Genomic DNA, 25,894 nt, shown 5'->3' on the forward strand with positions numbered 1-25,894 from the left:
CAATCCGGGCGCAAAAGCATCTTATCTTTGCAGCCCATGAATAATAAGCCCCAGCTATTCACTGCTCTTTCACCAGCCCTTCTGCATCTTTATGATGTAAAAGAAAGCATTGTAGTAATTATTGATGTGTTGCGTGCAACATCTACAATTGCCACTGCGCTGTTCAATGGCGCCGCTGCTGTTATCCCGGTCGATTCAGTGCCTCATTGTATTGATCTTGGTAAGCAACTCGGCGGAATTACCGCTGGCGAAAGAGATGGCAAGGTAGCTGAAGGACTTGTATACGGCAACTCACCATTTGAATATCCCCGCAGTTTCATAGAGAACAAAACGCTTGTCCTCACCACGACTAATGGCACCAAGCTGTTGCATATGGCGTTGAATAGCGGTGCCCCGGGCATTATTACCGGCTCTTTTCCAAATCTATCAGCAGTTTCTGAATATCTCATTAAGGAAAAACGGAATGTTATTCTCGGTTGTGCTGCCTGGAAGGACCGGTTCAATATAGAGGATACATTGTTCGCCGGCGCTGTAGTGTCAAGGATTAAGGATCATTTCAATATCAATTGTGATTCCTCCAATATGGCCGAAGGGCTATACCGGGAAGGAGAGAACGACCTTTATGAATTCATGAAAGCGAAGAACGCCTCGCATTATCACCGGCTTACCGGCTATGGCCTTGAGAAGGATATACGTTATTGCCTCACCGCAGATATCGCCAATGTGTTGCCGCTCTATGACGATGGGAAACTCATTGCAGCCGGCCTATAATCTTTTTCTGAATATATAACTCGTTAACCCGCTTGATGCGGCAGCAGATTCAAACAGTTCCATTCCATGCAGTTCATAGAATGCATTGTTACAATTGTTTTCTGTACTAAGCCAGCACTCCTTTAAACCGGCTTCACGCATCTGGTCAAACCCGTTTTCCATCAGCATGCGACCGTACCCTTTTCCCCTGACGGAGAAATCAACTGTCAGCAGCCAGCAATAAGCAAAGGAGTTTGCGTTGGCAGCAATAATGGCTTCCGGAGTACTTTCATGATTATTCAGTCTTTCCCAGGCTTCCTGAACATAGGAGGGCTGGTTGCGGATCCTGGTTTGGTCTATATGCGGCGGAAAAGCGCTTCCGGGGATCCATGCAAGCAAACCCCTGTTCTCCGGAGCTATTATTATTGACCCTTCCTGCAGGCAATAGTCCAGCGCAGCGCTGAAATATGCTTCCATTCCGCGGTGCCTGTTAGTCTCCGGGCCTGTAAATGCGAATCTGAACAACGGATCATCAGAAAAATTACTGACCAGCAGGAGACTGCTTTGCAACATATTCATAACCCGAAGATACAGAGCAGTGTTCCCGAATTCGTAACCCGAATCAACTTCCGCGTGGTATTTTTGTTCCTTATCCAATGGCGGAAGGAATGATTCAAATAGGATTAGTTGGCAATCCCAACAGCGGGAAAAGTTCCCTGTTTAATGCGTTAACAGGTTTAAACCAGAAAGTTGGGAATTTTCCCGGGGTCACCGTAGATAAGAAAACCGGAAAATGCCACCTGTCTGAAGGAGTCGAGTCCACCATTACCGACCTGCCAGGCACTTACAGCCTTTACCCCAAAAGAGCTGACGAGTGGGTAACCTATAGGGTACTCATGGGGCAGGACAACGAGATCCAGGTGGACATGCTGGTATTGCTTGCAGATGCCAGTAACCTCAAACGCAACCTGTTATTTGTTTCACAGATTATTGACCTGAAATTGCCGGTTGTGGTTGCGCTTACCATGATGGACCTGGCAAGAAGTAAAGGTATAGAGATCGACATCGAAGGCCTGGAACGCGAACTTGGCGTTCCCGTGGTTGCAGTGAACCCAAGGAAAAACAAAGGCATTGCACAATTGAAAAAAGTGATGGCCGCAACCGCGCGTCACCAATATAAATCCCCGGCGCGCGATTTTATTGCCAATAATGAACTGGCTACCGGTGCTATTGAAAAAGTAAAGACACTGGTTCATGGACTAAGCGATTACAAAGCAGTACACTACCTCATCAATCATGAACATTTCCGCCTGGACGATTCTTTGCAGGTAAATATTGAAGAGACTGAAAAGGAGTTCCAGTTTAACCATACCAAAACACAGGCAGAAGAAATCCTTCACAGGTATAACCGCATTAAGCTGATCATGCAGCAAACGGTTGCAGAGCCTGATCCTTTGCATAAAAGCCTTTTTACCGAAAAGCTGGACGACCTGTTACTTCACCGTGTCTGGGGCTATTTCATTTTACTTTCAGTTCTGTTCCTGTTGTTCCAGAGTGTCTTCATGATCGCACAATACCCGATGGATGCCATCGAATGGGCATTCGGAAATTTCAGCTCCTGGCTTTCTACAACGCTGCCGGGAGGATGGTTCAGCGATCTCCTGATCAATGGTCTCGTTGCCGGCCTTAGTGGCATACTCGTATTTGTGCCACAGATCATGATCCTGTTCGGGCTTATTACCATTCTGGAAGACACCGGCTATATGGCGAGGATAAGCTTTCTCACTGACAAGCTTATGCGCAAGGTGGGACTTAATGGTAAAAGTGTAATGCCCATGATCAGTGCATTTGCCTGTGCCGTTCCAGCCATCATGAGTGCGCGGAATATAGAGAATACCAAAGAACGCCTGTTAACCATACTGATAACACCACTGATGAGCTGCAGTGCAAGACTGCCCGTTTACACCATCCTCATTGCGTTGGTTATTCCCGCAAAAAAGATCGCGGGGTTTATAAGCCTTCAGGGGCTGGTAATGATGGGCTTATATTTATTGGGGCTGGTAATGGCTATGCTGGTATCCTGGGTCGCCAAATGGTTCATCAACATTAAGGAGAGAAGCTTTTTTATTCTAGAACTTCCTATGTACAGGGCGCCCAGGTGGAATAATATATTTACCACCATGGTACAGAAGGCAAAGATTTTTGTTGTTGACGCCGGTAAGGTGATCATGGTCATCAGTCTCCTTTTGTGGGCGCTTAGCAGCTATGGTCCAGGTAATCGCATGGAAGCTGTTACCAGCCAATATGCGCAACTGAAAAGCAGCCAGCCTGAAAACGTTGAGCAACTTGAAAAAGAAGAAGACGCTGCCAGGCTTGCAAATTCTTATGCAGGGATCCTGGGAAAATCTATTGAACCTGTAATTGCGCCGTTGGGATACGACTGGAAAATTGGCATTGCATTAATTACTTCATTTGCTGCGCGCGAAGTATTTGTAGGCACAATGGCAACCCTGTATAGCGTTGGCGAAGACAGTTCAGAAGATGGTCTTTTTCTGCGCGAAAAAATGAAATTGGCGAAGAAGGCAGACGGATCACCCGTTTATACACTAGCTACCGGCCTGTCGCTGATGGTGTTCTATGTGTTTGCCATGCAATGCATGAGTACACTGGCTATAGTTCGCAGGGAGACCCGCTCATGGAAATGGCCGGTTGTACAGCTGATTTATATGACAGCCCTCGCTTACCTTATGAGCCTGCTTGTATACGAGATTTTTAAAGACGTTACCATTACCCTTTAATGTTTTAGCGGCAATTTTGCCGGAGTCCTTTTGGAAATGGAAATGACTATTCCGCTGGTTACGATCAGCAGGATTCCAATAAAACTTACCATATCGGGAAATGCATCCCCGAGCAACAATCCCAGGCAAATACTAAAAATAATATTGGAATAACTTATTGCTGAAACGATACTGGCCTGCTCGGCCCCATATGCCCTTGTAACAAAGTATTGGCCGAATAGTGCTGCCAGTCCCATCAACGCAATCCATGCCCATTCATAGCCATCCGGCCATCGCCAGCTAATCAGAAAAATCCCGTCTTCAGGAAGTCCGGAAACATTTTTAACCAACATGGACATGAGTGGGATCAGGATTCCTCCACATATGAAGGACAAAACAATCAACCTTGCGTCATAGTACCGGTTCAACTTACCTACTGTAATGTATGCAATTGCTGAACTGATCCCGGAAAGCAATCCCATCAGATGATAATGCCATGGCATCTGCATATTGGGTTGGTATATGCAAAGCATACCGGTGAACCCGATGGCAATAGCACCGATGATCTTTAAGCCGGCATACTCACCAAAGAACAGGAATGAAAACAAGGCAATCCAGATAGTCGAAGTAAGGTTGTAGGTCATTGCAGTTCCGAGCGGCATAACAATCACGCAATACAACAGCGTATACAATGCTACTGTTCCCATGAACCCTCGGAATATGAGCCAGCGATCTTTACCACCAATTTTTCTAACTGGTGGTTTAAGAAGTAATCCCGGAACCAGAACCATGGCACCAATAAGGTTTCGCCAGAAAACCAGCTGCCCTGCATTAAACTGTTCCCTGATCACTTTTGCAGCTGCGCCCATTACAGAAAAGCCCAGCGCGGCAAGCAGCATATAATAGATACCTTCATGGGACCTTGATATCTTCATACCTGCTCCTTTTGATTTTCAAACCTGATTCTTGCGATTACCGCTTTAATGTCCACATAGGAATATTGTTCACCCAGCTTTTGTTTAATGACCGACAGCTGATTGTTGTCAGATGACCTGATCACATTCCTGATCACAGTTGATTTTTCACTGCTTACCAGGGTTTCCAGGTCGAGCTCTCCCGATTCAACAAAACCAACCAGGTGACCTGCGATGGTAGATGCTGCGAGGTGCCGTTCAAATGCGATCTCATCAATTGTCTTACCTGATATAAAGAGTGTAAGGCTTAAGCGCGTGGTTTCACCCTTAACCCGTTTTTCCCCTGTTCCTTTCTTACTCCTCTTTTCGGTTTCTTCCTCAATCTTTTCTTCGATTTCAACACGTTTATCGACCATCTTCAGCAGACTGTCCAGGCTGTCTCCTGCAGCTAATGCCTGTGAAAGGCTTTGCGACTTCCCGATATAGTCAAGCCGGATCAAAAACATTGACCTGAGTGATTGTAGCTCCTTTATATATTTACCCGTTCTTTTTTCTCCTTTCATTTCTTCCATATGTACGTCCAACCCATCCATGATCCGTCTTAGCGCCATGGAAAAATAGTTGGCTGCAGCCGCAGTTCTTTCAGCAAGTACAGACAATACCTGGTCTCCCGATTCATAATATTTCAGCAGGTGCGCGATTGTTTTCTCCGCAACAGGAACCAGTTGCCTTACTTCTTCCCGGAATCGCAATGCCCACTCCAATGCTTTAATACTGACCGGATTTCTTTTTTCTGTATCCAGTACCCACATTTCTGCCTGCTCCTTCAAAGAATTCAGCTGGAAGGCGCTCAACATAGTGTTCCGGATAAACTCACCCTCTGATAACAACAGTTCACGTTCGAGCTCTTCCGATCCTTTTTCTCCTGAAATAAACTCGAGCACCCTGTGGTCTGTCTGGACCGAAGCTTGGGTGATCCGCGAACCCAGGCTCAGACCATCTAAATTCGTCAACCTGCTGAGTGCAACATATACCTGTCCGGGCGCAAATGCAGATCCCGCATCAACAACTGCCCTGTCGAATGTCAACCCCTGGCTTTTATGAATGGTTATCGCCCATGCCAGCCTTATAGGGAACTGCGAAAATGTTCCCAGCTCTTCCTCTTCGACGCGGTCACGGGACTTGTCATACCGGTAACGGATGTTCCGCCATGTCTCTCTTTCTATTTCCAATAGTTCGTCACGACCAGCAATTGATACTTTAATGGTATTTTGGTCAATTTCATTTACCCGAGCCAGCAGCCCATTGAAATAACGCCGGTCTTCGCCCTTGTCATTTTTGATAAACATAACCTGTGCTCCCAGTTTCAATTCCAGCTCCGGATCTGCAGGATATGCGTTTTCCGAGAAATCACCGGTTATGACAGCGGAGAACCTGAAAACAGGAGCAGTGAGTTTATGCAGTGCCAATTGGTTTAAATGATCTGCGCGGGCATTGTGTGTTGTCAACGTGATAAACTGCTGATCCGGACCAGGTTCGAAATCGTGCCTGTACCTGCTGTTGAGTAAGTGCAGATCTGACGCTTCCAGGATATTATTCCTTACCCGGTTCAACAGATCAATGAACAACTGTTCACTCTGCCGGTATATTTTTTTCAGCTCGAGGAAAACAGGGAGGTTTTCCTTCATAACATGTGCATCAAAAAAGAACGGGCTGGCATATACCTCTTTTAGAAACGTCCACTCCTTTGCCTGCACAACAGGAGGAAGCTGAAACAGGTCCCCGATGAACAAAACCTGGACTCCGCCAAACGGTTGGTATGGATGCTTTCTTACATGCCTGAGTACGGCATCCATGGCATCGAGCATGTCTGACCGAAGCATACTCACCTCATCGACAATTATTAATTCCAGCTCACGCATGAGTTCCCGTTTCGCTGATGATAGTCGAAGGTTTCTCAACAGCGTTTGCCGATTATTGAATAACTGTTCGCCGCTGTCAGGGATTGATCCTGTTGGCACATAAGATCCTAAAGGCAGTTGAAAAAAAGTGTGAATAGTAACACCGCCGGCATTGATCGCTGCAACACCGGTAGGAGCAACAACCGCGATTTTTTTTGAACAATTGTCACGGATATATTTCAGGAATGTTGTTTTTCCTGTTCCAGCCTTTCCAGTCAGAAAAATATTCCTTCCTGTATGGCGCACATACCTTGCAGCCAGATCAAAATGATAATTACCCGAATCCGTACCCATATAACTGTAAAACTACTGATAAAGGAAGGCATGCCCGAATCAGAATCCCGTCGGGCATACCCTCATGGTTTTTCACACTTCATGTTTTGCACCGGCCTCCAATACCGTGAACTCAAATACATTCACTTCAGTAACGTATTTCTTAACCCCATCCTTATCAAGGTAGGACCTGTAAACAATTTTACCTTCTACAGACACCTCGATTCCTTTCCGCAGATCCTGCTCTGCCTGGTCTGCAAGGTGCCCCCACCCAACCAGGTGATGCCATTGTGTTTCGGTCACTTTCTCACCCTGGCTGTTCTGGTAAGTTTCATTCGTGGCAACATTAAACCTCGCCACTTTCTTCCCAGTAGTGGTGACCCTGATTTCAGGATCCGCACCAAGATAACCCACCAGCTGCACTTTGTTCTTACTCGCACTCATACCCATTGTTTTTTACGGCAATTGCCGTGATTATTAAATAAAAGTTCCATTGTCGCATCTGGAAGTAAAGATCGCCGGGAGTGGAAATAAGAACCGGATGATAATTGAATAAAACCGATAATAACCGTTATTAAACGGTTGTGTGAAAACCGGCAGCCGGTTATTTTGGCAGAAAAAAATGTACAGGCAAACAGAAAAACGCAACTGCAACTGGTGCGGCAAAGAAATAAAAGGGCGGACAGACAAAAAATACTGCGACGATGCCTGTCGCAGCGCTTTCAACAATCAACGGAATTCAGGGGAAAATAATGTCGTCAAAAATATCAACTACGCACTTGCAAGAAACAGGCGCATACTCTCAGACGCCATCCCACCCTGCCATCCTGCTGCGCAAACTTCACGCGAATACCTGGTTCAACAGGGATTCCAGTTCAAATACCTCACCCATCTGCTCACCGATAAAAATGGACGCCAGGTCTTTTTTTGCTACGAGTTTGGTTTATCTCCCTTGCCCGACGAACAGTACCTGCTGTTCAGGCACGAGCATACATCCCGGATTTCAACATAGTCATCAGCTCTTTCGTCCGGCCGGAAACCGGTGCACTTTCTTTCCTGACGAAAAACTTTTTCCTCGTCATAAAAGACAGGAAAAATCGAGGTGTGTTGTACCTTCAGAAAACCGTATGCAGATCACCGAACTGATACTCAGGACAAACAATATCAGCCGGCAGCTTCGGTTCTATACCGGGCAGCTCGGCATGCCAGGCGTACATCAGTCATCCGAATCATTCAGCATTCGCGCCGGCAAAAGCATACTCACATTCCAAAGCCAGAACAACCCGCTGCCATCTGTTTACCACCTTGCTTTCAATGTGGCAACTGCGTCACTTGCCGGTATCCCCGCCTTCCTCGATAAAAATGATATCAGTCCGATCGTTGCAGATAATGTGCTGATCCACGATTTCACTGACTGGAATGCGCGCGCAGTATATTTTAAAGATCCTGATGGCAACATTCTTGAATTTATTGCAAGATTCAACCTCTATCCCTCCGATCCCGTGAGAGCTTTTTCCGTTGAAGACATTTTTAGTATCAGCGAAATGGGTATCGTCGTGTATGATCTGCCCGGATTCGTGGAAGTTGCCCGCAAACACCTGCACTTGGATATTTGGAAGGAATATGGGCCTGATTTCAAAGCGATAGGCGATGAAGAAGGTTTACTTATTTCAGTACCACCTCACCGGAACTGGTTCCCGACAAATTCACCTGCATTGCCCATGCCTGCATCGATAACACTTGAGCGGGAGGGACTTCCACTTCAATACGACCAATATCATTTTACCCAGCAGCTTCTGCTTTAGTGCTGTTTCTTCTCCTGAAAGTAAACTCCACCAGGTCCATGAGCGGACCCGTCATTACGGTGGTCAGGATAGCCATGATAACCAGCATGGCAAAGATTTCGGGTGACAATATTCCAAGGTCATATCCTATATTCAGAACAATCAGTTCCATCAGTCCACGCGTATTCATCAGGATTCCGATCGATAACGAATCTTTCCAGTCCTGCCCAACCCAGCGCGCAGCTAAAAAACTACCCCCGAATTTTCCGATAACTGCCACAAGGGTTATAAGGATGCAGGTCCACCAGTAATGCCCCTCTGTCAACAACCCAATCTCTGTGCGCAGTCCGGTGAATGCAAAGAATACCGGCAATAAAAGCAACACGCTAAGGTCTTCCACTTTGTTCGTCAGTGTTTCCTTGAACAGTGCATTCTGCGGCATAATAACCCCCGCAATAAACGCTCCGAATAAGGCGTGAATTCCGATGATTTCAGCGAGCCATGCGCTGGTCAGCAAAACAAAAAACGAAAGTGCCACTACAGGTTGCCCGTTCGGATATTTTGCAGAAAGGTAGTCAACAGACTTCGCCACCCAGCGGCGCACCGGGAACAGCATTAAGAATACAAAAACCGCTGCCAGCAGAATGGATGTGACGGCGCCAATAAGGCCACCGGCTTTAACGATTGCGATCACGACAGCGAGAATGCACCATGCGGTAACATCATCAGCCGCCGCACAGGTTATGGCCAGTGATCCAAGGGGAGTTTGCGTCAGCTTGCGTTCCTGCAGGATCCGTGCAAGTACAGGGAAGGCCGTTATACTCATCGCAATACCCATAAACAAAGCAAAGGAAAGGAAGCTGGTACGCGTCGCGGCAAATTCCTGGTAAAGGAAATAGGCGAGGAGCATACCCAGGAAATATGGGAAGACTATACTTGCATGACTGATAACTACTGCCGCTTTCGCTCTGTGCTGAACCTTCCGGATATCCAGTTCCATCCCGATCACAAACATGAAAAGAATGAGCCCGATCTGGCTAAGGAACTGCAATGGCTGTAACGAGCCTTTGGTAAAAACATATGCAGACGCTTCCGGCAAAAGCCAGCCGAATAGTGAAGGGCCTAGAATGATTCCCGCAAACATTTCACCTACAACCGAAGGCAGGCCGCTCCTTTTTGCAAGAACTCCAACCAGCCTGGCAACAACGAGTATAACGATGATCTGGAGCAGCAATTTGCTCAGCGGATGCTCAAGGTTGTATTTCAACTGAACCCACATTCCCTGGTCAGCCGACTTGCTGATTTCTGCTGTTGTATGTTTCACAAGTTGTTCACCACGCAGAACGATCAGCCACATCATTGCAATGAATGCCAGAAACACCGACAGGTAAACCAGTACGTATCTTTTCATAAGCGACTTAATAGAACAAAGAAAACGATAAATTCAACCTAAAATGGAAAGTATGAAGGTAACCTTGCTTGCCATTACATTTTTAATTTCGTCGGCCGCTGCAGCACGGGACAGCCTGCAGCTAAGTTCGCCGGCGGGAAATATTGCCATCAGGATCTGGAAAGAAAAGGAACTCAAATACCTGGTTCGCCACAACGGCAAGACGATCTTAGGCCCTTCCACAATTGACATGCTACTGGATGACGGAAAATCAATTTCCGCTTCCGGGTCAATACAGTCCCATAGCTTGTCCAGGGTGCGGGACAGCATCATTTCTCCTGTGCCCGAAAAAAGAAGGGTGATTCGCGATAATTATAACCAGGTAACTATTCGTTTCAGCCAACCCTTCAGCGTGGCATTCAGGGCATATGATGATGGAGTGGCTTACCGCATCATCACATCTTTCCGGGACTCTATTATTGTAAGGCAGGAAACCGCATCATTTCACCTGCCTGGTCAACCAACCATTTATTTCCCGGTTATCAGTAAACGCGAAAATGCCGATATCTTCCATACCAGCTTTGAAGAACTGTACCGGGTGACCCGGCTCGATTCACTGAGTGATACTGCCCTCGCGTATTCGCCAGTGCTTGTCGCGCCGACCGAAAACCCGAAGATTGCAATCATTGAATCTGACCTAGATGATTATCCCGGTATGTTCCTGCAGCGAAAAAACAGCAATTCGCTTGATGCTGTATTTGCACCTTATCCACTCGAAGAAAAAGTGAATCCCGGTGAATTTCCTCAACGGATCGTTACCCGTCGGGCTGAATATATCGCAAGAACATCCGGTAACAGGACCTTTCCCTGGCGTATAGCTGTGATAGCAAAAGAAGACAGGGAACTTGCGTCAACAGACATCGTGTATCGCCTGGGCGCCGCCTCAAAACTAACGGACCCCTCATGGATCAAACCAGGAAAAGGAACAGACGAATGGATCATCGGCATCAATTTATTCAATGTGCCGTTCAGGGCGGGAATAAATACAGCCACCTACAAGTATTATATCGATTTTGCCAAAAGATTCGGGTTTCAACGCATCATGCTCGACGCAGGGTGGAGTGATAATAGTGACCTTTTTGCCGTGAACGCCGCCCTGAATATGGATTCACTTTCATCTTATGCCAGGGAAAATGGAATAAGGCTCAGCATGTGGACACTGGCGATGACACTCGACCGGCAACTGGACAGCGCGCTGCGGCAGTTCAAAAAATGGGGTGTGGATTTTGTAATGACTGACTTCATTGACCGCGACGATCAGCTGGCTGTCAGGTTCTATCATCGCATGGCTAAGGCTTTTGCGGACCAGAAGATCATGCTGATGTTTCATGGTGCCTTTGCTCCCAAAGGATTAAACCGCACCTATCCCAATGTCGTATCCACAGAAGGAGTACTGGGTTCAGAGTATAATATCTGGAGCGATAAAGTGACCCCGGATCATGACCTTGTACTGCCGTTTACCCGGATGCTTGCAGGACCAATGGATTATGAGCCGGGGATCCTTAACAATGCTACCCGTAAGGGTTTCAGGGCAAATGACCAGCATGTGGCGAGTATGGGTACACGTTGTCACCAGCTGGCTATGTTCCTTGTGTATGATAACCCGGTACCTATCTTTTCAGGTAACCCTTCCCAGGCTCACCTTGAACCAGCCTTCATGGAACTATTGGGCAGTATCCCAACCACCTGGGATGAAACAAAAATCATCGACGCCCGGGTCGGCCAATACATCCTCACTGCACGGAAAAAAGGAAAGGATTGGTACGTGGGTGGAATGAACGACTGGACTCAACGCGATGCAGATATTAAGTTTGATTTCCTGGAAGATGGAACTTACCAGGCTACACTTTGCCAGGATGGTATCAACTCAGACAGGTATCCTGCCGATTACCAGATCACTACGGAAACCGGGACACAGAAAAATAAGACAAAATCAATCCGGATGGCACCCGGGGGCGGATTTCTCCTCCGGCTGACAAAACAATAAGATTCCGCTGCTGTGAGCTGGGTTGGTTTACATCAGAAATGGGGATTTAGATTCCAACTCTGCAGAATTCAGATTAAAAATCAAATAGTTTCCCAACCAACAATTGATGATTTTTAGTTAGTTATGCCCCATTTCCCAAAACGGGAAACTTGCTTTGGCAATGTTTTTGAGTAGTATACCACATCCGTCAGCGTTTGGCATGTCTGCCTTCGTTCTACCCCCAATGATAACTTTACTTTTATTGCAGGATCAGTTACCAGACCTATCCATTATATTATTTTGAAGGGGAGAAAGTGGCCAACGGGAATGAACTCCGACTTAGGTATAAATTAATTGTACCCCCAATCCCTCAAAAAAACCCCGGTCGTTTGACGATCGGGGTTTTGTATTATTAATTATTTTGGGTTGCAGCCTGCCGGCTATCCTGCCTTATTTTTTCACGGTGCATCGTTCCCCACTCCACAAGAGACTTCAGCAGGCCATCAAGTGTGTCGCTATACCCTGTAAGCTGGTATTCGATTACTACCGGCGATTTGGTGTACACATTCCGTTTGATAAAGCCATTCAGCTCAAGATCTTTCAGTTCATTGGAGAGCACCCTGGCCGAAATGCCTTCAACTGTTCGTTGCAACTCATTAAACCGCATCCTGCCATGTTCTTTGATTGCAATGATGATCTTCAGCTTCCACTTCCCGCCGATAACATAAAGCGTGTCTTCGACCGCTGACAGGGCTGCTGTACATGCGTTTGTCGAATGTTGTGGCTCATTTACTCCTGGATTTTCCATCTTTTGTCTTTTACCCGCTAACCTAATGGTTACTACTAACCTTTAGTATACTAGTAACTTCTAGTAACCAAAGGTAGGTAGTTTTGTGAACACAAATCACATAAAAAATGAAAACGACAAAAATCACTTACTGGATATCCACCGGCATTGTGGCGTTGATGATGACCTACTCGGCCCTGGCTTACCTGACCCAACCGATCATGGCGCAGGCATTTGAGCACCTGGGATACCCTTCTCACTTCCGCGTTGAACTGGCTGTAGCCAAGATCATTGGTGTTGTTCTGTTGCTGGCACCAGTTGGACTGCTGGCCAGGCAACTGGCATATTCCGGTTTCGCTTTGGTCTTTATTTCGGCATTCATTGCGCATACAGCAGCGGGTGACCCGGTTTCAGCACGGATTATGCCGCTGGTCTTTTTGGCTATCCTGGCTGTATCCTTTGCTTCCTACAACAAATCGCAGCAGCAGAGCCTGAGGTTTAAAGCATCGGCATAAAGCGTATAAGCCTGTCCTTACCCATTGAGGTGTAACGCGAAACCCCGTAAATCACAATTGCGGGGTTTTTAATTGTGGTTAATCCTTATCGTTTCTGTACCGGAACGAAAAAATCATAATAAGGATATTCATTAGCGCAGTAACGCTATTGCCGCCGGTTAACCCGAAGCCGGCGAGGGAGGAAAAAGAAAAACCGCTTAAGCAGATTGCTTAAGCGGTTTGATTTCATTTCTGTGGTGTGGGCCGGAATCGAACCGGCGACACAAGGATTTTCAGTCCTTTGCTCTACCAACTGAGCTACCGCACCATCCGTGATAAGACGGTGTTACCATCAAATCGGGACGCAAAAATAGGAGGTTTAACATAAAAAACCTCGGATTGTGAACATTATTTTCACAAAAAGTAATTCCTGCTTACATGCCATACTGTGCGAGGAACTTGATCCGCATGATCTTCAGCTGTTCCCAGGTAAAATTGCTATCGCTCATTTCCTCCTGTGCCACTTGCAAAGATGATGTTTCACAACCCTTGAAATAATCAAGGATTTCTTCCTGTTCATATTCATCGAGCATTTCATCAATAGCGTAATCCAGGTTGAGCTTTGTTCCGCTTGCTGCAATTGTTTCCATCTCTTCCAGCAGTGCATCAAGCCGCAGTTCCTTATTGCGGGCAATGGTTTCAAGCGGGATCCGTTTATCCGTTTGCTGGATGATATATACTTTCAGCCCGCTTTTATTCACTACGCTCTTCATCACGAAATCGTCAGGTTTAACGATGTCATTCTCTTCCACATATTTAGCGATCAGCTCAACAAAGGGCTTGCCATAGCGGATGGCTTTACCCTTGCTGACTCCCTGGCATTTATCCAGTTCTGCAACAGTTGTCGGATATATTGTGGCCATATCCTGAAGGGAAGTTTCAAGAAATATCACAAATGGCGGCAGGCTCTTTTTCTTCGCTTCTTTCTGGCGAAGTTCTTTCAGCAGCTCAAATAGTTTCTCGTCAGTTGCAGAAGCACTTCCGCCTCCAGTTTCAACGCCCTCGTCGTCATCTTCATTAGCGTCTTCAAAAAGGTTATTGAGGACAATCTTAAAACTTTTCGGCTTTTTAAGGTATGCCTCGCCGGCTTTTGTTATTTTGATCACGCCATAGTCTTCAATATCTTTTGAGAGGAAGCCGGCAAGTAGCATTTGGCGAATCAACGTGCTCCAGAAATGATCCGGCTTGTCCTTACCTGCACCAAACATTTCCAGGCTTTCATGGCGGAACATCTGGATCTGCGGAGTAAGCCGGCCAATCATGATATTCACTGTGTATTCTGTTGCAAATCTTTCGTCAAGCAGCTTCACCAGCTTCAGGACCTTTACCGCATTCTCTTTTGCTTCAACCTGCTCTTTGGGATTCCGGCAGTTGTCGCAATGACCGCAATTCCCGTTTTCCCATTCTTCGCCGAAATAACTGAGCAGGATCTTTCGACGGCAAACGCCGCTTTCGGCATAAGCAACCGTTTCATTGATCAGCTGGGCGCCTACTTCCCTTTCGCTCAGGGGCTTGTCGCGCATCAGGTGCTCCAGTTTGGCGACATCTTTATGGGAATAATACAGGATACAGTTTCCTTCGAGCCCGTCACGCCCGGCCCTGCCTGTTTCCTGGTAATAATTTTCAATGCTTTTCGGAATATTATAATGAATCACAAACCGTACATCCGGTTTGTCAATTCCCATTCCGAACGCAATGGTAGCCACAATAACCTGGATATCTTCATTCAGGAACTGGTCCTGCCGTTCAGCCCTGAGCTTGCTGTCGAGCCCCGCATGGTACGCCACCGCCTTAATGCCGTTTGCTACCAGCACTTCTGCCAGCTCTTCAGTAGTCTTACGGTTCAACGTATATACGATACCGCTCTTGCCTTTATTCTGGACAATAAAACGGACCATGTTTTTAATGGTCTGCTCTTTTTTGATCTTCGGTTGGATTTCGTAGTAAAGGTTGTCGCGGTTAAATGACGAAATAAACACTTCCGGGTTGCGAAGTCCCAGGTTTTTCAGGATATCACTCTGCACCTTGGGAGTCGCTGTGGCGGTAAGTGCAATAACGGGAATTTCTTCATTGATCTGGTCCATCATTTCACGAAGCCTGCGGTATTCCGGGCGGAAATCATGTCCCCATTCCGATATACAGTGTGCTTCGTCCACAGCAAAAAAGGAGATCTGCAGGTCACTGAAAAACTCAAGGTTTTCCTGTTTCGTCAGTGTTTCGGGAGCCACATACAACAACTTGGTCCGGCCGCCCAGAAGGTCGTCGTGCACCTCCCTGATTTCTTTCTTCGTCAGCGTCGAATTCAGAAAGTGTGCAATGTCATCCTTGCTGCTATAACCTCGAACCAGGTCCACCTGGTTTTTCATCAGTGCGATAAGCGGTGAAACAATTATAGCCACACCGGGAAGGACCATAGCCGGTAGCTGGTAACAAAGGCTTTTTCCGCCGCCGGTCGGCATGATCACGAATGTATCCTTACCACTGAGGAGACTCTTGATGATAGTCTCCTGCTGACCTTTAAATTTATTGAAGCCGAAATGCTCCTGAAGTGCGTCAGTCAATGACAGGTTTTCCGCACTTAACGGTTTAGATTTTGCTGAAGGTTTTTTTGCCGCAGGTTTTGTTGCGGTGGTTTTTCGGGATTTTGTAGATGTTGCCATGCGCATTGGTTTTCAAACTCACATAAATACAGACTCTCATAAGATACCAAAAAAAGCGGCTGGTTACTGGTTAAGAACGATAAACTGGCCACTGCCAATGTTTCCTGCAGATGATGCCACTTTTAATGGAAGGATGGCGAAATTAATAAAAAAATAAGCCGGTAGTTAGGCCGATTTGTTAATATATAAACCCTATACCCGGATTCATCCGATTATAACCGGTTATAAGCAGTCCCTGAGGGAAAACAACAAACAGTTTAAATAAACGTCTAATGTGTTTCGCAAAGATTGCGCTGAATGACCTTTTCACTTAATTACCTATTGGTTACTTTTGTCCCGCTTTATGAACACGCAACAGATTCAGGCCATTGGCCGCAGGACCATCGAGCTGGAGACCGCATCGGTCAACGGCCTGCAGGCTTTCATTAATGAAGATTTCTGCAGGGCCGTACAGTCGGTTTACGACAGCAAAGGCAGGCTGGTAGTCAGCGGCATTGGCAAAAGTGCCATCGTCGCGCAAAAGATAGTAGCCACCCTGAACTCTACCGGTACTCCGTCACTCTACATGCACGCTGCGGACGCCATCCACGGCGACCTGGGAATGGTGCAATCTGCCGACGTGGTTATGGTCATCAGCAAAAGCGGGGAAAGTCCGGAGATCAAAGTTCTGGTTCCGCTTCTAAGGAATTTCGGGAACACTCTTATCGGCATGGTTGGTAACGACCAGTCTTTCCTGGCAAAACAGGCAGACATTGTGCTCAATACAACGGTTCCCCAGGAAGCCTGCCCGAATAACCTGGCACCTACCAGCAGCACCACAGCGCAAATGGTGATGGGCGATGCCCTTGCGATCTGCCTGATGGAACTGAGCGGCTTCAATGGTCAGGATTTCGCCAAATTCCACCCGGGAGGAAACCTTGGAAAAAAGCTCTATTTGCGGGTACGTGACCTGTATGTTCACAACCAGCGTCCGGCAGTCGCAGCCGATGCCGCGCTTAAAGAAATCATTATTTCCATCTCGGGCAACAGACTGGGGATTACAACTGTTGTTGATCCACAGGAAAGTGTCCTGGGTGTAATCACAGATGGTGACCTGCGCAGAATGCTGGAAAACGATATTCCGCTGCAGGGTGTACATGCGCAGGATATTATGACCCACAACCCTAAAACCATCGTTGCCGATGCAATGGCAATTGATGCCCTTGACATTCTCAGGAAACACGATATCACACAGTTAGTTGTAACGGACGACAATAAAAGATACCTGGGCGTCCTACATTTGCACGATTTAATAAAAGAAGGTCTTATCTAATGAACAAGCACAATTATGTGGCCATTATGGCAGGAGGCATCGGTAGCCGTTTCTGGCCAATGAGCCGTACCAATTACCCCAAACAGTTCCTTGATATCCTGAATACGGGGAAGACCCTTATTCAATGGACATATGACCGGTTTGCTGATTTCATTCCGGCAGAAAACATTTTCGTCGTGACTTCCGATGAGTATTCGGATATAGTTGCAGAGCAGCTTCCTAATCTTCCAAAGGAGAATATACTTGGGGAGCCTTCACGAAAAAATACAGCACCCTGTATCGCCTATATTTCTTTCAAGCTGATGCAGAAAGATCCGCAGGCATCCCTGATAGTTGCACCTTCAGATCACCTGATCCTCGACACAATGGCTTTCAGGAAAGTCTGCCTGGAAGCCCTGAGTTTTGTTGGCAAACACAACGCATTCATTACCCTGGGAATCCAGCCCACGCATCCGAATACCGGTTATGGATATATCCAGTTTGAACAGCACTCCATCACGGACAACGTTTACAAAGTGAAGACCTTCACTGAAAAACCGAGCCTGGAAATCGCAAAAACGTTCCTTTCGAGTGGCGAGTTTCTGTGGAATGCCGGGATTTTCGTGTGGCAGGTTAAAAATATTCTCACGGCTTTCGAGCATTACCTTCCAGAAATGTACGAGGTATTCGTGGCAGAAAAAGACAAGTTCAATACCGAGGAAGAAAAGGAAGCGCTGGAAGCCATCTACCCGCAATGCACCAATATTTCTATTGATTTCGGTATTATGGAAAAGGCCAACAATGTTTACGTAATTCCGTCATCATTCGGCTGGAGCGACCTTGGAACCTGGAACAGCGCCTACGATAATTTCAGCAAAGACTATTTTGATAATGCCGTTGCGGGAAATAATGTGGTGGTTATCGACTCAAAGAAATGCATGGTTCATGTGCCTGACGAAAAGCTTGTATTGCTCCAGGGACTTGATGATTTCATTATTGTTGACACCCCGGATGTACTGCTGGTTTGCCAGAAAACCAAAGAGCAGGAGATTAAGGAATATGTTGCTGAAGTAAAGCGCAAAAAGGGCGAAAAGTACCTGTGACGCGGCATTCCAGCAACTCGTAATTCTTACCGTTCATCATTTTTTTAAAATACCCGGCGATATTTGCGCCGGGTATTTTATTTTTACCAGTAACATTCACAGATTGCCAGCAGGCATTCTGACCCAAAACTACCTGCCCTTTTTTTCCGTCGCAGCAAACGAATTTGTTTCGGCGGGGGTTATATTCCAGTAAAACCAAGCATCATGACCCGGTTCAATTATTCTTCAGGAGCTCCCTGGGAAAACATCGTTGGATACAGCAGGGCTGTAAAGGTTGGTAATACTATTGAAGTTACCGGCACGGTCGCCATTAACGAAAGCAACGAAGTGGTAGGCAAAGGCGACCCCTATACCCAGACAAAATTCATCATCGAAAAGATCGGACGCGTACTCGAAAGTGCCGGTTCCGGATTGAAGGACGTTGTCAGGACCCGTCTTTTCGTCACTGACATCAGTAAATGGGAAGAATACGGAAGGGCACACGGTGAGTTTTTTTCCCGTATCAGGCCCTGTACCACAATGGTGGAAGTTTCCGCACTTATTTCTCCCGAATATCTTATAGAAATTGAAGCCACAGCAATTGTAACCAGTTAGGACAACCTCCTATCCAAATTTCAACTCATGCAGAAGCAGGTAACCTATTATGAAAACCTCGTTGATTCCTTTAAACATACTAGTTCAATCGAACCAACATCTCCGCACCTCGATATACAAAAGTTCGAAGAGATCCCGAACCTCATCCAGGACAGTGCAGGAAACCCTTTCAGACTGAATGCATTCGTGATAGGCTTCGTTACCGGGGGCAATTTCAAATTAAGTATCTCCAACGAGGCGTATGATATCTCCGCTAACCAGCTGTACTTCACATCACCCTGGCATATCCGGCAGTATTCCAACGTTCGCGACTGGAAAGGATATATCCTGTTCTTTACACCTGACTTTATCTTCCAGTATCCGCAGGGAGAATATATATTCAGGGAGTTCCGGTTTTTCCATACGGAAAACGGAATGGTGGTTCACCCGGACCAGGCAAAGCAGGAACTGCTCCGCAGCCATCTCGACAATATGTATGTCCTTCTCCGCAGTGACCACCCGGAAAAAATGAAGATGCTGTTCCATTATATCAATATCTTCCTGTACGAATGCAAGGCGGCGTTTTCTCAGAATAATCCGCAGACTTCCACTAAAGACACGACCCTGAATAATTTCCTGCATTCACTCAACAATTACTTTATTGAGCTGAACAAGGGAAACATGGATAAGGCGCTTACGTTGAAATATGTAGCAAATGAAATGCACCTGCACCCAACATATCTCAGCAACCTGCTGAAGCAGCAAACAGGAAAAACAGCTGCGCAGCTCGTAAGGGAAAGACTTGTGCTCGAAGCACAGTCTTTACTTAAGAATACGGATATGACTGTGGCCGAAGTGGCATATTACCTTCATTTCAAGGACAATTCCAACTTTGCAAAATTCTTCCGTCACCAAGTTGGGGTAAGTCCCTCTGACTACCGCGAGCAGGCAAAAAACCCGGGTTAATCAGAAAAATTTACCATATAAAATCGATATGCTACCCCCCGTTAGAGCTAATAGCAGACTAACTTCAATATGCAGTCTGTAAGCAGCAGACTGTAAAACCTCTTCTTCATGCAGGTTTTAGGGTGGTCCTTAAATAGAGTCCGATCCGGGCTCTATTTTTTTGCGTCCCTATCTTTGCTCACATGTTATCCTTCCATTCGAAACTCCCAAACGTCGGAACGACGATTTTTACGGAAATGAGCGCGCTGGCTGCCGAACACAATGCGGTGAACCTCGGGCAGGGCTTCCCCGACTTTCCCATGAGTGAACAACTGATCGATGCCGTTAGCAGGGCCATGCGCAGCAACTGCAACCAATATGCGCCGATGCCGGGCTGGATGCCACTCCGGGAAGCGCTTTCCGAAAAAATCAACCGCCTTTATGGGGCTTCGATAAATCCCGATACTGAGATCACTGTTACGCCGGGTGGCACTTATGCCATTTATACCGCACTCACCACGATATTGAGGCCGGGCGATGAGGTGATTGTACTTGAACCCGCCTACGACAGTTATGTACCCAATATAGAGGTCAACGGCGCAAAAGCTGTCCTGGTGCCATTGAATACGCCGGATTTCAGCATCAACTGGGATGCGGTAAGGCGCGGAGTAACGGAAAAAACCAGGGCGATCATTCTGAATAGTCCGCATAACCCCACAGGATCGATACTCACGGAGCAGGACATCTCCTCTCTCCGCAGCCTGGTCGCCGACCATGATATGTATATCATCAGCGATGAAGTATATGAACATCTTGTCTTCGATGGAATGCTGCACCACAGTATGTTGCGGTACCCGGACCTGTTTCAGCGGAGTTTCGTGTGCTTTTCCTTTGGGAAAGTCTATCATTGCACCGGATGGAAGTTGGGCTATTGTGTAGCACCAGAAGCTTTTACAAGGGAGTTCCGGAAAGTACACCAGTTCAACTGTTTTAGCTGCCACACCCCGTCACAGGTCGGAATAACAGAATTTCTCAGGGATGAGGAAGCTTATCTCGGCCTGGGCACTTTTCTTCAGAAAAAGCGGGATCATTTTATACAATTAATGCATTCCACCCGGTTCAGCCTGCTTTCCTCACAGGGCAGTTATTTCATCTGTGCAGCATATGACCGCATCACGGATGAGTCTGATACTGCATTTGCGCGGAGACTGACCCGGGAGTATGGAGTGGCAACAATCCCTGTCTCTGCCTTTTACCAGGAGGGAAGCAGGAACCGGATCCTGCGTTTCTGCTTCGCAAAAAAAGAAGAAACGCTGGAAGCAGCTGTGGAAAGACTTTCCCGTTTATAGCGCTATCGGTAATTTAACCCGTTTTTAATCATTTTCTAATTCTGCGTCTCCCGTACATGGGGGTGAATAGCCGTAATTTTATAGGTGAACTACCACTATGTAAGCATGTCAGATACGAGGATTCTATTAGTAGAGGATGAAAAAAAGATTGCTGAGACCTTGAAAAAAGGTCTCGAAGAGCAGCAATACCAGATCGATCTTGCCTACGACGGTAATATCGGTAAAAAATTATTCGATCAGAATAATTACGACCTGGTAATTGCCGATATCAATGTGCCTGGTCTTAATGGCTACGAATTACTGAAGCATATCAGGCTGATAAATCAGCAGGTGCCTGTTTTGTTACTTACTGCTCTAAACAGCACCGAAGACAAAATCGAAGGCTTTAATACAGGTGCGGATGATTATATTGTGAAACCATTCGACTTTGCCGAACTGGTGGTCAGGATCCGCGCACTGCTGAAAAGAGCACAACATAATGCTCCCGTTGGCAAGAGCATCCGCGTCAATGATCTTGTGATTAATCTCGACAGCAAGGAAGTATCACGTGCGGGAAAGCCGATACAGTTGACCGCCAAGGAATTCCAGTTGCTCGAGTACATGATCAAAAACAAGAACAGGGTAGTATCAAGGGCAGATATTGCGCTTAATGTCTGGGATATTGATTTTGACACGGGAACAAATGTAATTGACGTTTATGTCAACTTCCTTCGCAAGAAAATTGACCGCGATTACGAGCAGAAACTGATTCACACGCAGGTTGGTATGGGCTATGTGCTGAAAGAAAACAGCTGAAGTGACCATACGCACTAAAATAACTTTACTGTTCACATTACTGGTTATAGCGCTCCTGCTACTGACCGCGTATTCCGTTTACTATCTTTCCAGCGTTCAGAGAAAATCGGTGTTCAAGCAACGCCTATCCGGCCGCGCCCACAATGCAGCGCAACTCTTTGCGATCCTGGGCGACTCGAGCCAGTCATCATTGCAAAGAATAGATGCGAGCAACGCGAGGTTCTTTACATCGAAAAGCATACACATCTTCTCGCCGGAAAAGAAAAAGCTGTATGCCTTCAATACCAGTCCAACTGACGATTTTACGCTTACTGCTGCCACCCTTGATGATATTTCCGCTCATGGCGAGCTTTCGTTCCAGATCGGTAAGCGCGACGCATTCGGCGAAGTCGCAAGTGTTATAGGAGGCCCCTATATCATTGTTGTTGCGGCATATGATGCAGATGGACATCAATGGCTGAAAGACCTTAGGCAAATTCTTGCTACCAGTCTCGTTGCCGGTATGGCATTGACCATGCTGGTCGGTTATGTTTTTTCCCGGCAGCTCATCAGGCCCATTTCATCCATTATTGAAGAAGTAAACAACATCTCGTCCCACAACCTGTCGCACCGTATTGATGCAGGCAGCGGCCAGGATGAGTTATTCCGGCTTGCAAATACCTTTAATGACCTGCTTAACAGGCTGCATGAATCCTTCACCATTCAACGCAGGTTTATTTCCAATGCTTCACACGAACTTTCCACTCCACTGACTTCCATTTCTTCCCAGCTTGAGGTCACCCTACAAAAGCCGCGGTCGCAGGAAGAATACCGACAGGTGCTGGAATCCGTCCAGGAAGATGTTCAGCAAATGAGACAGCTGACCAAGAGCCTGCTGGAGATTGCAAAAACCGGTCACCATGGAAGCATCGAATTACACGAGATCAGGATCGACGAAGTGCTGATAAAAATCACCGGGGCTGTCCAAAAACTTTCCGCGGATTACCAGGTACTGCTCAGGTTCGAGGAATTTCCTGAAGAGGAGGGAAGGTTCCTGGTATTCGGAAATTCTGACCTGCTGTTCAGCGCACTCGGGAACATCATTGAAAACGGCTGCAAATACTCGACGGATCACACCAGCCGCGTCTTTTTGCGCTTTGGTGAAAACGAATTGATCATTGAAGTTCTTAATAATGGCGATGTGATCATGCAGGAGGAAATAGAACACATCTTCCTTCCCTTTTACCGTTCTCCACGATCCATAGAACATAAAGGCTTCGGCCTGGGACTCGCACTTGCCAAGCGGATCATCGGACTACACCGCGGACAAATCGAAGTGAGCTCGGATGAAAGCTCAGGCACACTGTTCCGTATAACACTTCCCTCCGCAGGAAAACAGGTCTAACCTTTTAATATGCTTTTAATGCTGCTTTAATCACAGCTTAATCCCTGCAATCCATATTTGGAATAAGGCTAAGAATGGCCAGGGATGTAAGTCGCATACCTTGCCGGTCCTGTAAACCAAAGATGGAAAAGTTACTGAAGCAGATAGCAATTGTGGTCGATTTCTCTGATCACTGCGTTCGCGTACTGAATGATATCATTCCTCTGACCAACGAGCTTCAGTGCGATATCCACCTCTTGCATATCCCTTCAATATCTATTAATCCGGATCATAATGCAGTAGCCTCACTAAAGCTTATGCAATTACAAAGCTCCTTTTTACCAAAACTGGAAAAAGGAAGACTGCTGTTCTGTCATTGCGAAACAGGAAGAGAAGAAAAAGTGATCAGGGACTATTGTATCCGCAAGCACATTGACCTGGTTATACTGATGCAAAATAATCGTGTTTCCCTGGCCAGTCTTGTATCTCCGGTAAACATAAATCGCCTTACGGTAAAAGCACATTGTCCCGTTCTGAATTTGCCCAGGCCACGGACGATCAACAATATCCGGAACATCGTATTGCCGGTTACGGACGTACTCCCGTTACGGAAGATCATGTTTGCGACCTACCTGGCGAAATTCAATAATGCACGGATCCATCTTGTTTCCCTCAGCGACGAGTCGCCTGATCGTGGAGTAAATAAACACATGTTGCTGCTGAAGGCTTATCAGCTGCTGAAGGACAACACAACCTTGCCGGTTGAATGCCATCCGCTGACGGGTGGAAACATTGCGGATACAACTATTGAATATGCCGAAAGGGTAAATGCAGACCTCATAGTGGTGGAACCCGGTCCTGAGGTCGCATTACCCGGAATCATCAATAAATTTTTTTCACGATTAATATTTTCTGCCTCCCGTATCCCGGTAATGGCGGTATAACACAAAACAAAAGAACATGCGGAAACTAATCTTCCACTCTCTTGCCTGTGCAGGCTGCCTGACCGCCTTTACAGCATCTGCACAGACCATTGACGAAGCCAGGCAGCTATTATATTATGACCGGCTGGAAAGCGCTGAAAAAGTGCTGGTAAAAGTTATCAAGGAGCACGAAGATGAAAAGGAAGCTTACTACTGGCTGACAAAAGTTTACCAGGAGAAGGACAGTATTAACAAGGCAAAATCTCTTCTGCATAAGGATGCGGGGAATATCCTGGATGCACATCCGCTCAACCGCGTTGCACTAGGGAACATTCTTCTTGCAGAAAACAAAAAACCAGAAGCAATAGCGCAATTCGAAGAAGCGCTGAAGGCTTCCAGGAAAAAAGATGAAGGTGTTATTAAAGCTATTGCCCGCGCGCAGGTTGAAAACGATCACGGTGATGCAACCTATGCACTTACATTACTGAATGAGATCAGGGAAAAACAACTGGACGCAGAAGCGCTAACCTTAAAAGGCGACAGTTACCGGAAGCTCATGCAGGGCAGCGAAGCAGCCAAGGCTTACATGCAGGCTTTGATCAGGGATGATCATTATGCAGAGGCTGCCTATAAGCTGGGAAAGATCTATGTCACCCAGCAAAACCCCGAAATGTTTCTTCAATACTTCAATAAAGCCATCACAACTGATCCGAAGTATGCAGCAGCGTATTACGAATTGTACTACCATTATTATTTCCGCGATGTGAATAAGGCAAAGGAGTACCTGGACCTGTACATCGCCAATACCGACCCTTCCGTAGAGCAACAGTATATGCAGACCGATCTGATGTTTGCATCAGGTAAATACACTGAAGCAATCAACGGTGCCAATACAATATTGCAGGCAGAAAAGATGAAGGCAAAACCCCGGCTCTTCAAGTTGCTTGCGTACAGTTATGATGGGCTCAGCGACTCGCTGAAGGCAAAAGAAAACCTGCGCCTATATTTTGAAAAGGAAGCTGACAGCAACCTCGTTGCGAAAGACTTTGACCTGCAGGCAAAGCTGCGGCACAAAACCGATGAGGATTCACTTGCTGCCATAAGTTGGGAGCGCGCCATCGCAGTTGACACAGTCGTGGAATACAAAGTTGCTTACATGCAACAACTTGCACAGCTCTACAAAACGAATAAGGACAAAAGCAGGGAAGCACACTGGCTAGGAAAAATATTTGAAACGAAAAAAGAGACCAACAACCTGGATATCTATAACTGGGGACTGGCACACTATGCTGCGGCAGAATTCCAATCCGCTGATTCTGTTTTCGGTTTATACACCTCAAAGTACCCCGAACAGATCTATGGATATTACTGGAAGGCCAGGAGCGAAGCACAACTGGACACTACAATGGAAAAAGGCCGGGCTATAGCTGATTACAAAAAAGTTGCGGAAATAGGCGAAAATGATAGGGAAAAAAACAAGAGTCTTTTGACCCAGGCCTACGGGTATCTCGGTGCTTATGAAGCGAATGTCAGTAAAAACTATCCGGCTGCTCTCGACTGGTTCAGGAAAATCCTCGAATTGCAGCCTGCCAATGCAGATGCACAGAAGTTTGCCGGAATCCTGGAGAAATGGATTCGTGATGGCGGACCTAAATAACTAAGTCTTTAACTCAGTT

General features: G+C 46.5%; 22 protein-coding genes and 1 tRNA gene. 15 read left to right on the plus strand and 8 right to left on the minus strand.

Going from position 1 to position 25,894, the window contains the following annotated elements:
* The first annotated feature begins 36 nt into the window (after positions 1-36).
* A complete protein-coding gene (locus tag OI18_RS01015) occupies positions 37-771 on the plus strand; it encodes a 2-phosphosulfolactate phosphatase (protein ID WP_039136254.1) in 735 nt (244 codons plus the stop codon).
* Here the strand turns inward: OI18_RS01015 and OI18_RS01020 are convergent.
* Complete coding sequence (locus tag OI18_RS01020) at positions 766-1,329, minus strand: GNAT family N-acetyltransferase (RefSeq protein WP_152616691.1); 564 nt, start codon at positions 1,327-1,329, stop codon at positions 766-768. The two genes, OI18_RS01015 and OI18_RS01020, sit on opposite strands and share 6 nt — an antisense overlap.
* Before the next feature lie 89 nt (positions 1,330-1,418).
* Here OI18_RS01020 and feoB point away from each other — a divergent pair, with 89 nt between their 5' ends.
* Complete coding sequence (gene feoB, locus OI18_RS01025; protein WP_240312690.1) at positions 1,419-3,548, plus strand: ferrous iron transport protein B; 2,130 nt, start codon at positions 1,419-1,421, stop codon at positions 3,546-3,548.
* Here the strand turns inward: feoB and OI18_RS01030 are convergent.
* The 3 genes from OI18_RS01030 to OI18_RS01040 all read right to left on the minus strand — a co-directional run bounded on the left by OI18_RS01030 (position 3,545) and on the right by OI18_RS01040 (position 7,119).
* A complete protein-coding gene (locus OI18_RS01030; RefSeq protein WP_039136260.1) occupies positions 3,545-4,462 on the minus strand; it encodes a DMT family transporter in 918 nt (305 codons plus the stop codon). The two genes, feoB and OI18_RS01030, sit on opposite strands and share 4 nt — an antisense overlap.
* Positions 4,459-6,696, minus strand: a complete 2,238-nt coding sequence (locus OI18_RS01035; RefSeq protein WP_039136262.1) for a helix-turn-helix domain-containing protein — start codon at positions 6,694-6,696, stop codon at positions 4,459-4,461. The genes OI18_RS01030 and OI18_RS01035 overlap by 4 nt, the downstream gene beginning before the upstream one ends.
* 72 nt (positions 6,697-6,768) lie before the next feature.
* Positions 6,769-7,119 carry a single-stranded DNA-binding protein gene (locus tag OI18_RS01040; protein ID WP_039136623.1) on the minus strand — a complete coding sequence of 117 codons (351 nt, stop codon included), beginning with the start codon at positions 7,117-7,119 and terminating at the stop codon, positions 6,769-6,771.
* A gap of 178 nt (positions 7,120-7,297) precedes the next feature.
* Here OI18_RS01040 and OI18_RS01045 point away from each other — a divergent pair, with 178 nt between their 5' ends.
* Positions 7,298-7,687, plus strand: coding sequence for a hypothetical protein (locus OI18_RS01045; protein WP_039136264.1), 390 nt, complete (start codon positions 7,298-7,300; stop codon positions 7,685-7,687).
* Positions 7,688-7,802: 115 nt separating this feature from the next.
* Entirely contained in the window at positions 7,803-8,480 is a 678-nt protein-coding gene (locus OI18_RS23530) for a VOC family protein (RefSeq protein WP_052272751.1), read from the plus strand.
* Here the strand turns inward: OI18_RS23530 and OI18_RS01055 are convergent.
* Positions 8,458-9,870 carry a cation:proton antiporter gene (locus tag OI18_RS01055; RefSeq protein WP_052272752.1) on the minus strand — a complete coding sequence of 471 codons (1,413 nt, stop codon included), beginning with the start codon at positions 9,868-9,870 and terminating at the stop codon, positions 8,458-8,460. The genes OI18_RS23530 and OI18_RS01055 overlap by 23 nt on opposite strands.
* Positions 9,871-9,922: 52 nt before the next feature.
* On the opposite strand from OI18_RS01055, the gene OI18_RS01060 reads away from it, so the two are divergent.
* Positions 9,923-11,896: a glycoside hydrolase family 97 protein gene (locus OI18_RS01060; protein WP_240312691.1), complete on the plus strand. Its 1,974-nt coding sequence runs from the start codon at positions 9,923-9,925 to the stop codon at positions 11,894-11,896.
* 391 nt (positions 11,897-12,287) lie between these two features.
* On the opposite strand, the gene OI18_RS01065 is transcribed toward OI18_RS01060, so the two are convergent.
* Positions 12,288-12,683, minus strand: coding sequence for a winged helix-turn-helix transcriptional regulator (locus OI18_RS01065; RefSeq protein ID WP_039136269.1), 396 nt, complete (start codon positions 12,681-12,683; stop codon positions 12,288-12,290).
* 107 nt (positions 12,684-12,790) lie between these two features.
* Between OI18_RS01065 and OI18_RS01070 the strand changes: the two genes are divergently transcribed.
* Complete coding sequence (locus tag OI18_RS01070; protein ID WP_039136271.1) at positions 12,791-13,177, plus strand: DoxX family protein; 387 nt, start codon at positions 12,791-12,793, stop codon at positions 13,175-13,177.
* Between the two features lie 234 nt (positions 13,178-13,411).
* Here OI18_RS01070 and OI18_RS01075 read toward each other — a convergent pair.
* Together OI18_RS01075 and recQ are read right to left on the minus strand one after the other, a co-directional pair.
* A tRNA-Phe gene (locus tag OI18_RS01075) sits at positions 13,412-13,484 on the minus strand.
* Positions 13,485-13,590: 106 nt separating this feature from the next.
* Positions 13,591-15,876: a DNA helicase RecQ gene (recQ, locus tag OI18_RS01080; protein WP_082037803.1), complete on the minus strand. Its 2,286-nt coding sequence runs from the start codon at positions 15,874-15,876 to the stop codon at positions 13,591-13,593.
* 343 nt (positions 15,877-16,219) lie between these two features.
* Here recQ and OI18_RS01085 point away from each other — a divergent pair, with 343 nt between their 5' ends.
* The 9 genes from OI18_RS01085 to OI18_RS01125 all read left to right on the plus strand — a co-directional run bounded on the left by OI18_RS01085 (position 16,220) and on the right by OI18_RS01125 (position 25,875).
* Entirely contained in the window at positions 16,220-17,188 is a 969-nt protein-coding gene (locus OI18_RS01085) for a KpsF/GutQ family sugar-phosphate isomerase (protein WP_039136273.1), read from the plus strand.
* Positions 17,188-18,270, plus strand: a complete 1,083-nt coding sequence (locus OI18_RS01090) for a mannose-1-phosphate guanylyltransferase (RefSeq protein ID WP_039136275.1) — start codon at positions 17,188-17,190, stop codon at positions 18,268-18,270. Before OI18_RS01085 ends, OI18_RS01090 begins: the two co-directional genes overlap by 1 nt.
* 204 nt (positions 18,271-18,474) lie before the next feature.
* Complete coding sequence (locus tag OI18_RS01095; RefSeq protein ID WP_039136277.1) at positions 18,475-18,864, plus strand: RidA family protein; 390 nt, start codon at positions 18,475-18,477, stop codon at positions 18,862-18,864.
* 27 nt (positions 18,865-18,891) lie between these two features.
* Complete coding sequence (locus OI18_RS01100; protein ID WP_039136279.1) at positions 18,892-19,809, plus strand: helix-turn-helix domain-containing protein; 918 nt, start codon at positions 18,892-18,894, stop codon at positions 19,807-19,809.
* A gap of 182 nt (positions 19,810-19,991) precedes the next feature.
* Positions 19,992-21,137, plus strand: coding sequence for a methionine aminotransferase (locus OI18_RS01105; RefSeq protein ID WP_039136281.1), 1,146 nt, complete (start codon positions 19,992-19,994; stop codon positions 21,135-21,137).
* Between the two features lie 105 nt (positions 21,138-21,242).
* Entirely contained in the window at positions 21,243-21,932 is a 690-nt protein-coding gene (locus OI18_RS01110) for a response regulator transcription factor (protein WP_039136282.1), read from the plus strand.
* 1 nt (position 21,933) lies between these two features.
* Entirely contained in the window at positions 21,934-23,316 is a 1,383-nt protein-coding gene (locus tag OI18_RS01115; protein ID WP_039136283.1) for a sensor histidine kinase, read from the plus strand.
* 122 nt (positions 23,317-23,438) lie between these two features.
* Positions 23,439-24,239 carry a universal stress protein gene (locus tag OI18_RS01120; RefSeq protein ID WP_039136285.1) on the plus strand — a complete coding sequence of 267 codons (801 nt, stop codon included), beginning with the start codon at positions 23,439-23,441 and terminating at the stop codon, positions 24,237-24,239.
* 16 nt (positions 24,240-24,255) lie between these two features.
* Entirely contained in the window at positions 24,256-25,875 is a 1,620-nt protein-coding gene (locus OI18_RS01125) for a tetratricopeptide repeat protein (RefSeq protein ID WP_039136286.1), read from the plus strand.
* Positions 25,876-25,894: the final 19 nt, after the last annotated feature.

It is taken from the genome of Flavihumibacter solisilvae, from assembly GCF_000814475.1.
Classification (GTDB): domain Bacteria; phylum Bacteroidota; class Bacteroidia; order Chitinophagales; family Chitinophagaceae; genus Flavihumibacter; species Flavihumibacter solisilvae.

Bases quoted from the DNA above. Each gene is read 5' to 3' on its own strand.
- OI18_RS01105 (WP_039136281.1), top strand. From the start codon at position 19,992: ATGTTATCCTTCCATTCGAAACTCCCAAACGTCGGAACGACGATTTTT.
- OI18_RS01100 (WP_039136279.1), top strand. From the start codon at position 18,892: ATGCAGAAGCAGGTAACCTATTATGAAAACCTCGTTGATTCCTTTAAA.
- OI18_RS01030 (WP_039136260.1), bottom strand. From the start codon at position 4,462: ATGAAGATATCAAGGTCCCATGAAGGTATCTATTATATGCTGCTTGCC.
- OI18_RS01065 (WP_039136269.1), bottom strand. From the start codon at position 12,683: ATGGAAAATCCAGGAGTAAATGAGCCACAACATTCGACAAACGCATGT.
- feoB (WP_240312690.1), top strand. From the start codon at position 1,419: ATGATTCAAATAGGATTAGTTGGCAATCCCAACAGCGGGAAAAGTTCC.
- OI18_RS01040 (WP_039136623.1), bottom strand. From the start codon at position 7,119: ATGAGTGCGAGTAAGAACAAAGTGCAGCTGGTGGGTTATCTTGGTGCG.
- OI18_RS23530 (WP_052272751.1), top strand. From the start codon at position 7,803: ATGCAGATCACCGAACTGATACTCAGGACAAACAATATCAGCCGGCAG.
- OI18_RS01120 (WP_039136285.1), top strand. From the start codon at position 23,439: ATGGAAAAGTTACTGAAGCAGATAGCAATTGTGGTCGATTTCTCTGAT.
- OI18_RS01070 (WP_039136271.1), top strand. From the start codon at position 12,791: ATGAAAACGACAAAAATCACTTACTGGATATCCACCGGCATTGTGGCG.
- OI18_RS01090 (WP_039136275.1), top strand. From the start codon at position 17,188: ATGAACAAGCACAATTATGTGGCCATTATGGCAGGAGGCATCGGTAGC.
- OI18_RS01015 (WP_039136254.1), top strand. From the start codon at position 37: ATGAATAATAAGCCCCAGCTATTCACTGCTCTTTCACCAGCCCTTCTG.
- OI18_RS01035 (WP_039136262.1), bottom strand. From the start codon at position 6,696: ATGGGTACGGATTCGGGTAATTATCATTTTGATCTGGCTGCAAGGTAT.
- OI18_RS01045 (WP_039136264.1), top strand. From the start codon at position 7,298: ATGTACAGGCAAACAGAAAAACGCAACTGCAACTGGTGCGGCAAAGAA.
- OI18_RS01095 (WP_039136277.1), top strand. From the start codon at position 18,475: ATGACCCGGTTCAATTATTCTTCAGGAGCTCCCTGGGAAAACATCGTT.
- OI18_RS01125 (WP_039136286.1), top strand. From the start codon at position 24,256: ATGCGGAAACTAATCTTCCACTCTCTTGCCTGTGCAGGCTGCCTGACC.
- OI18_RS01085 (WP_039136273.1), top strand. From the start codon at position 16,220: ATGAACACGCAACAGATTCAGGCCATTGGCCGCAGGACCATCGAGCTG.
- recQ (WP_082037803.1), bottom strand. From the start codon at position 15,876: ATGGCAACATCTACAAAATCCCGAAAAACCACCGCAACAAAACCTGCG.
- OI18_RS01020 (WP_152616691.1), bottom strand. From the start codon at position 1,329: ATGAATATGTTGCAAAGCAGTCTCCTGCTGGTCAGTAATTTTTCTGAT.
- OI18_RS01110 (WP_039136282.1), top strand. From the start codon at position 21,243: ATGTCAGATACGAGGATTCTATTAGTAGAGGATGAAAAAAAGATTGCT.
- OI18_RS01055 (WP_052272752.1), bottom strand. From the start codon at position 9,870: ATGAAAAGATACGTACTGGTTTACCTGTCGGTGTTTCTGGCATTCATT.
- OI18_RS01060 (WP_240312691.1), top strand. From the start codon at position 9,923: ATGAAGGTAACCTTGCTTGCCATTACATTTTTAATTTCGTCGGCCGCT.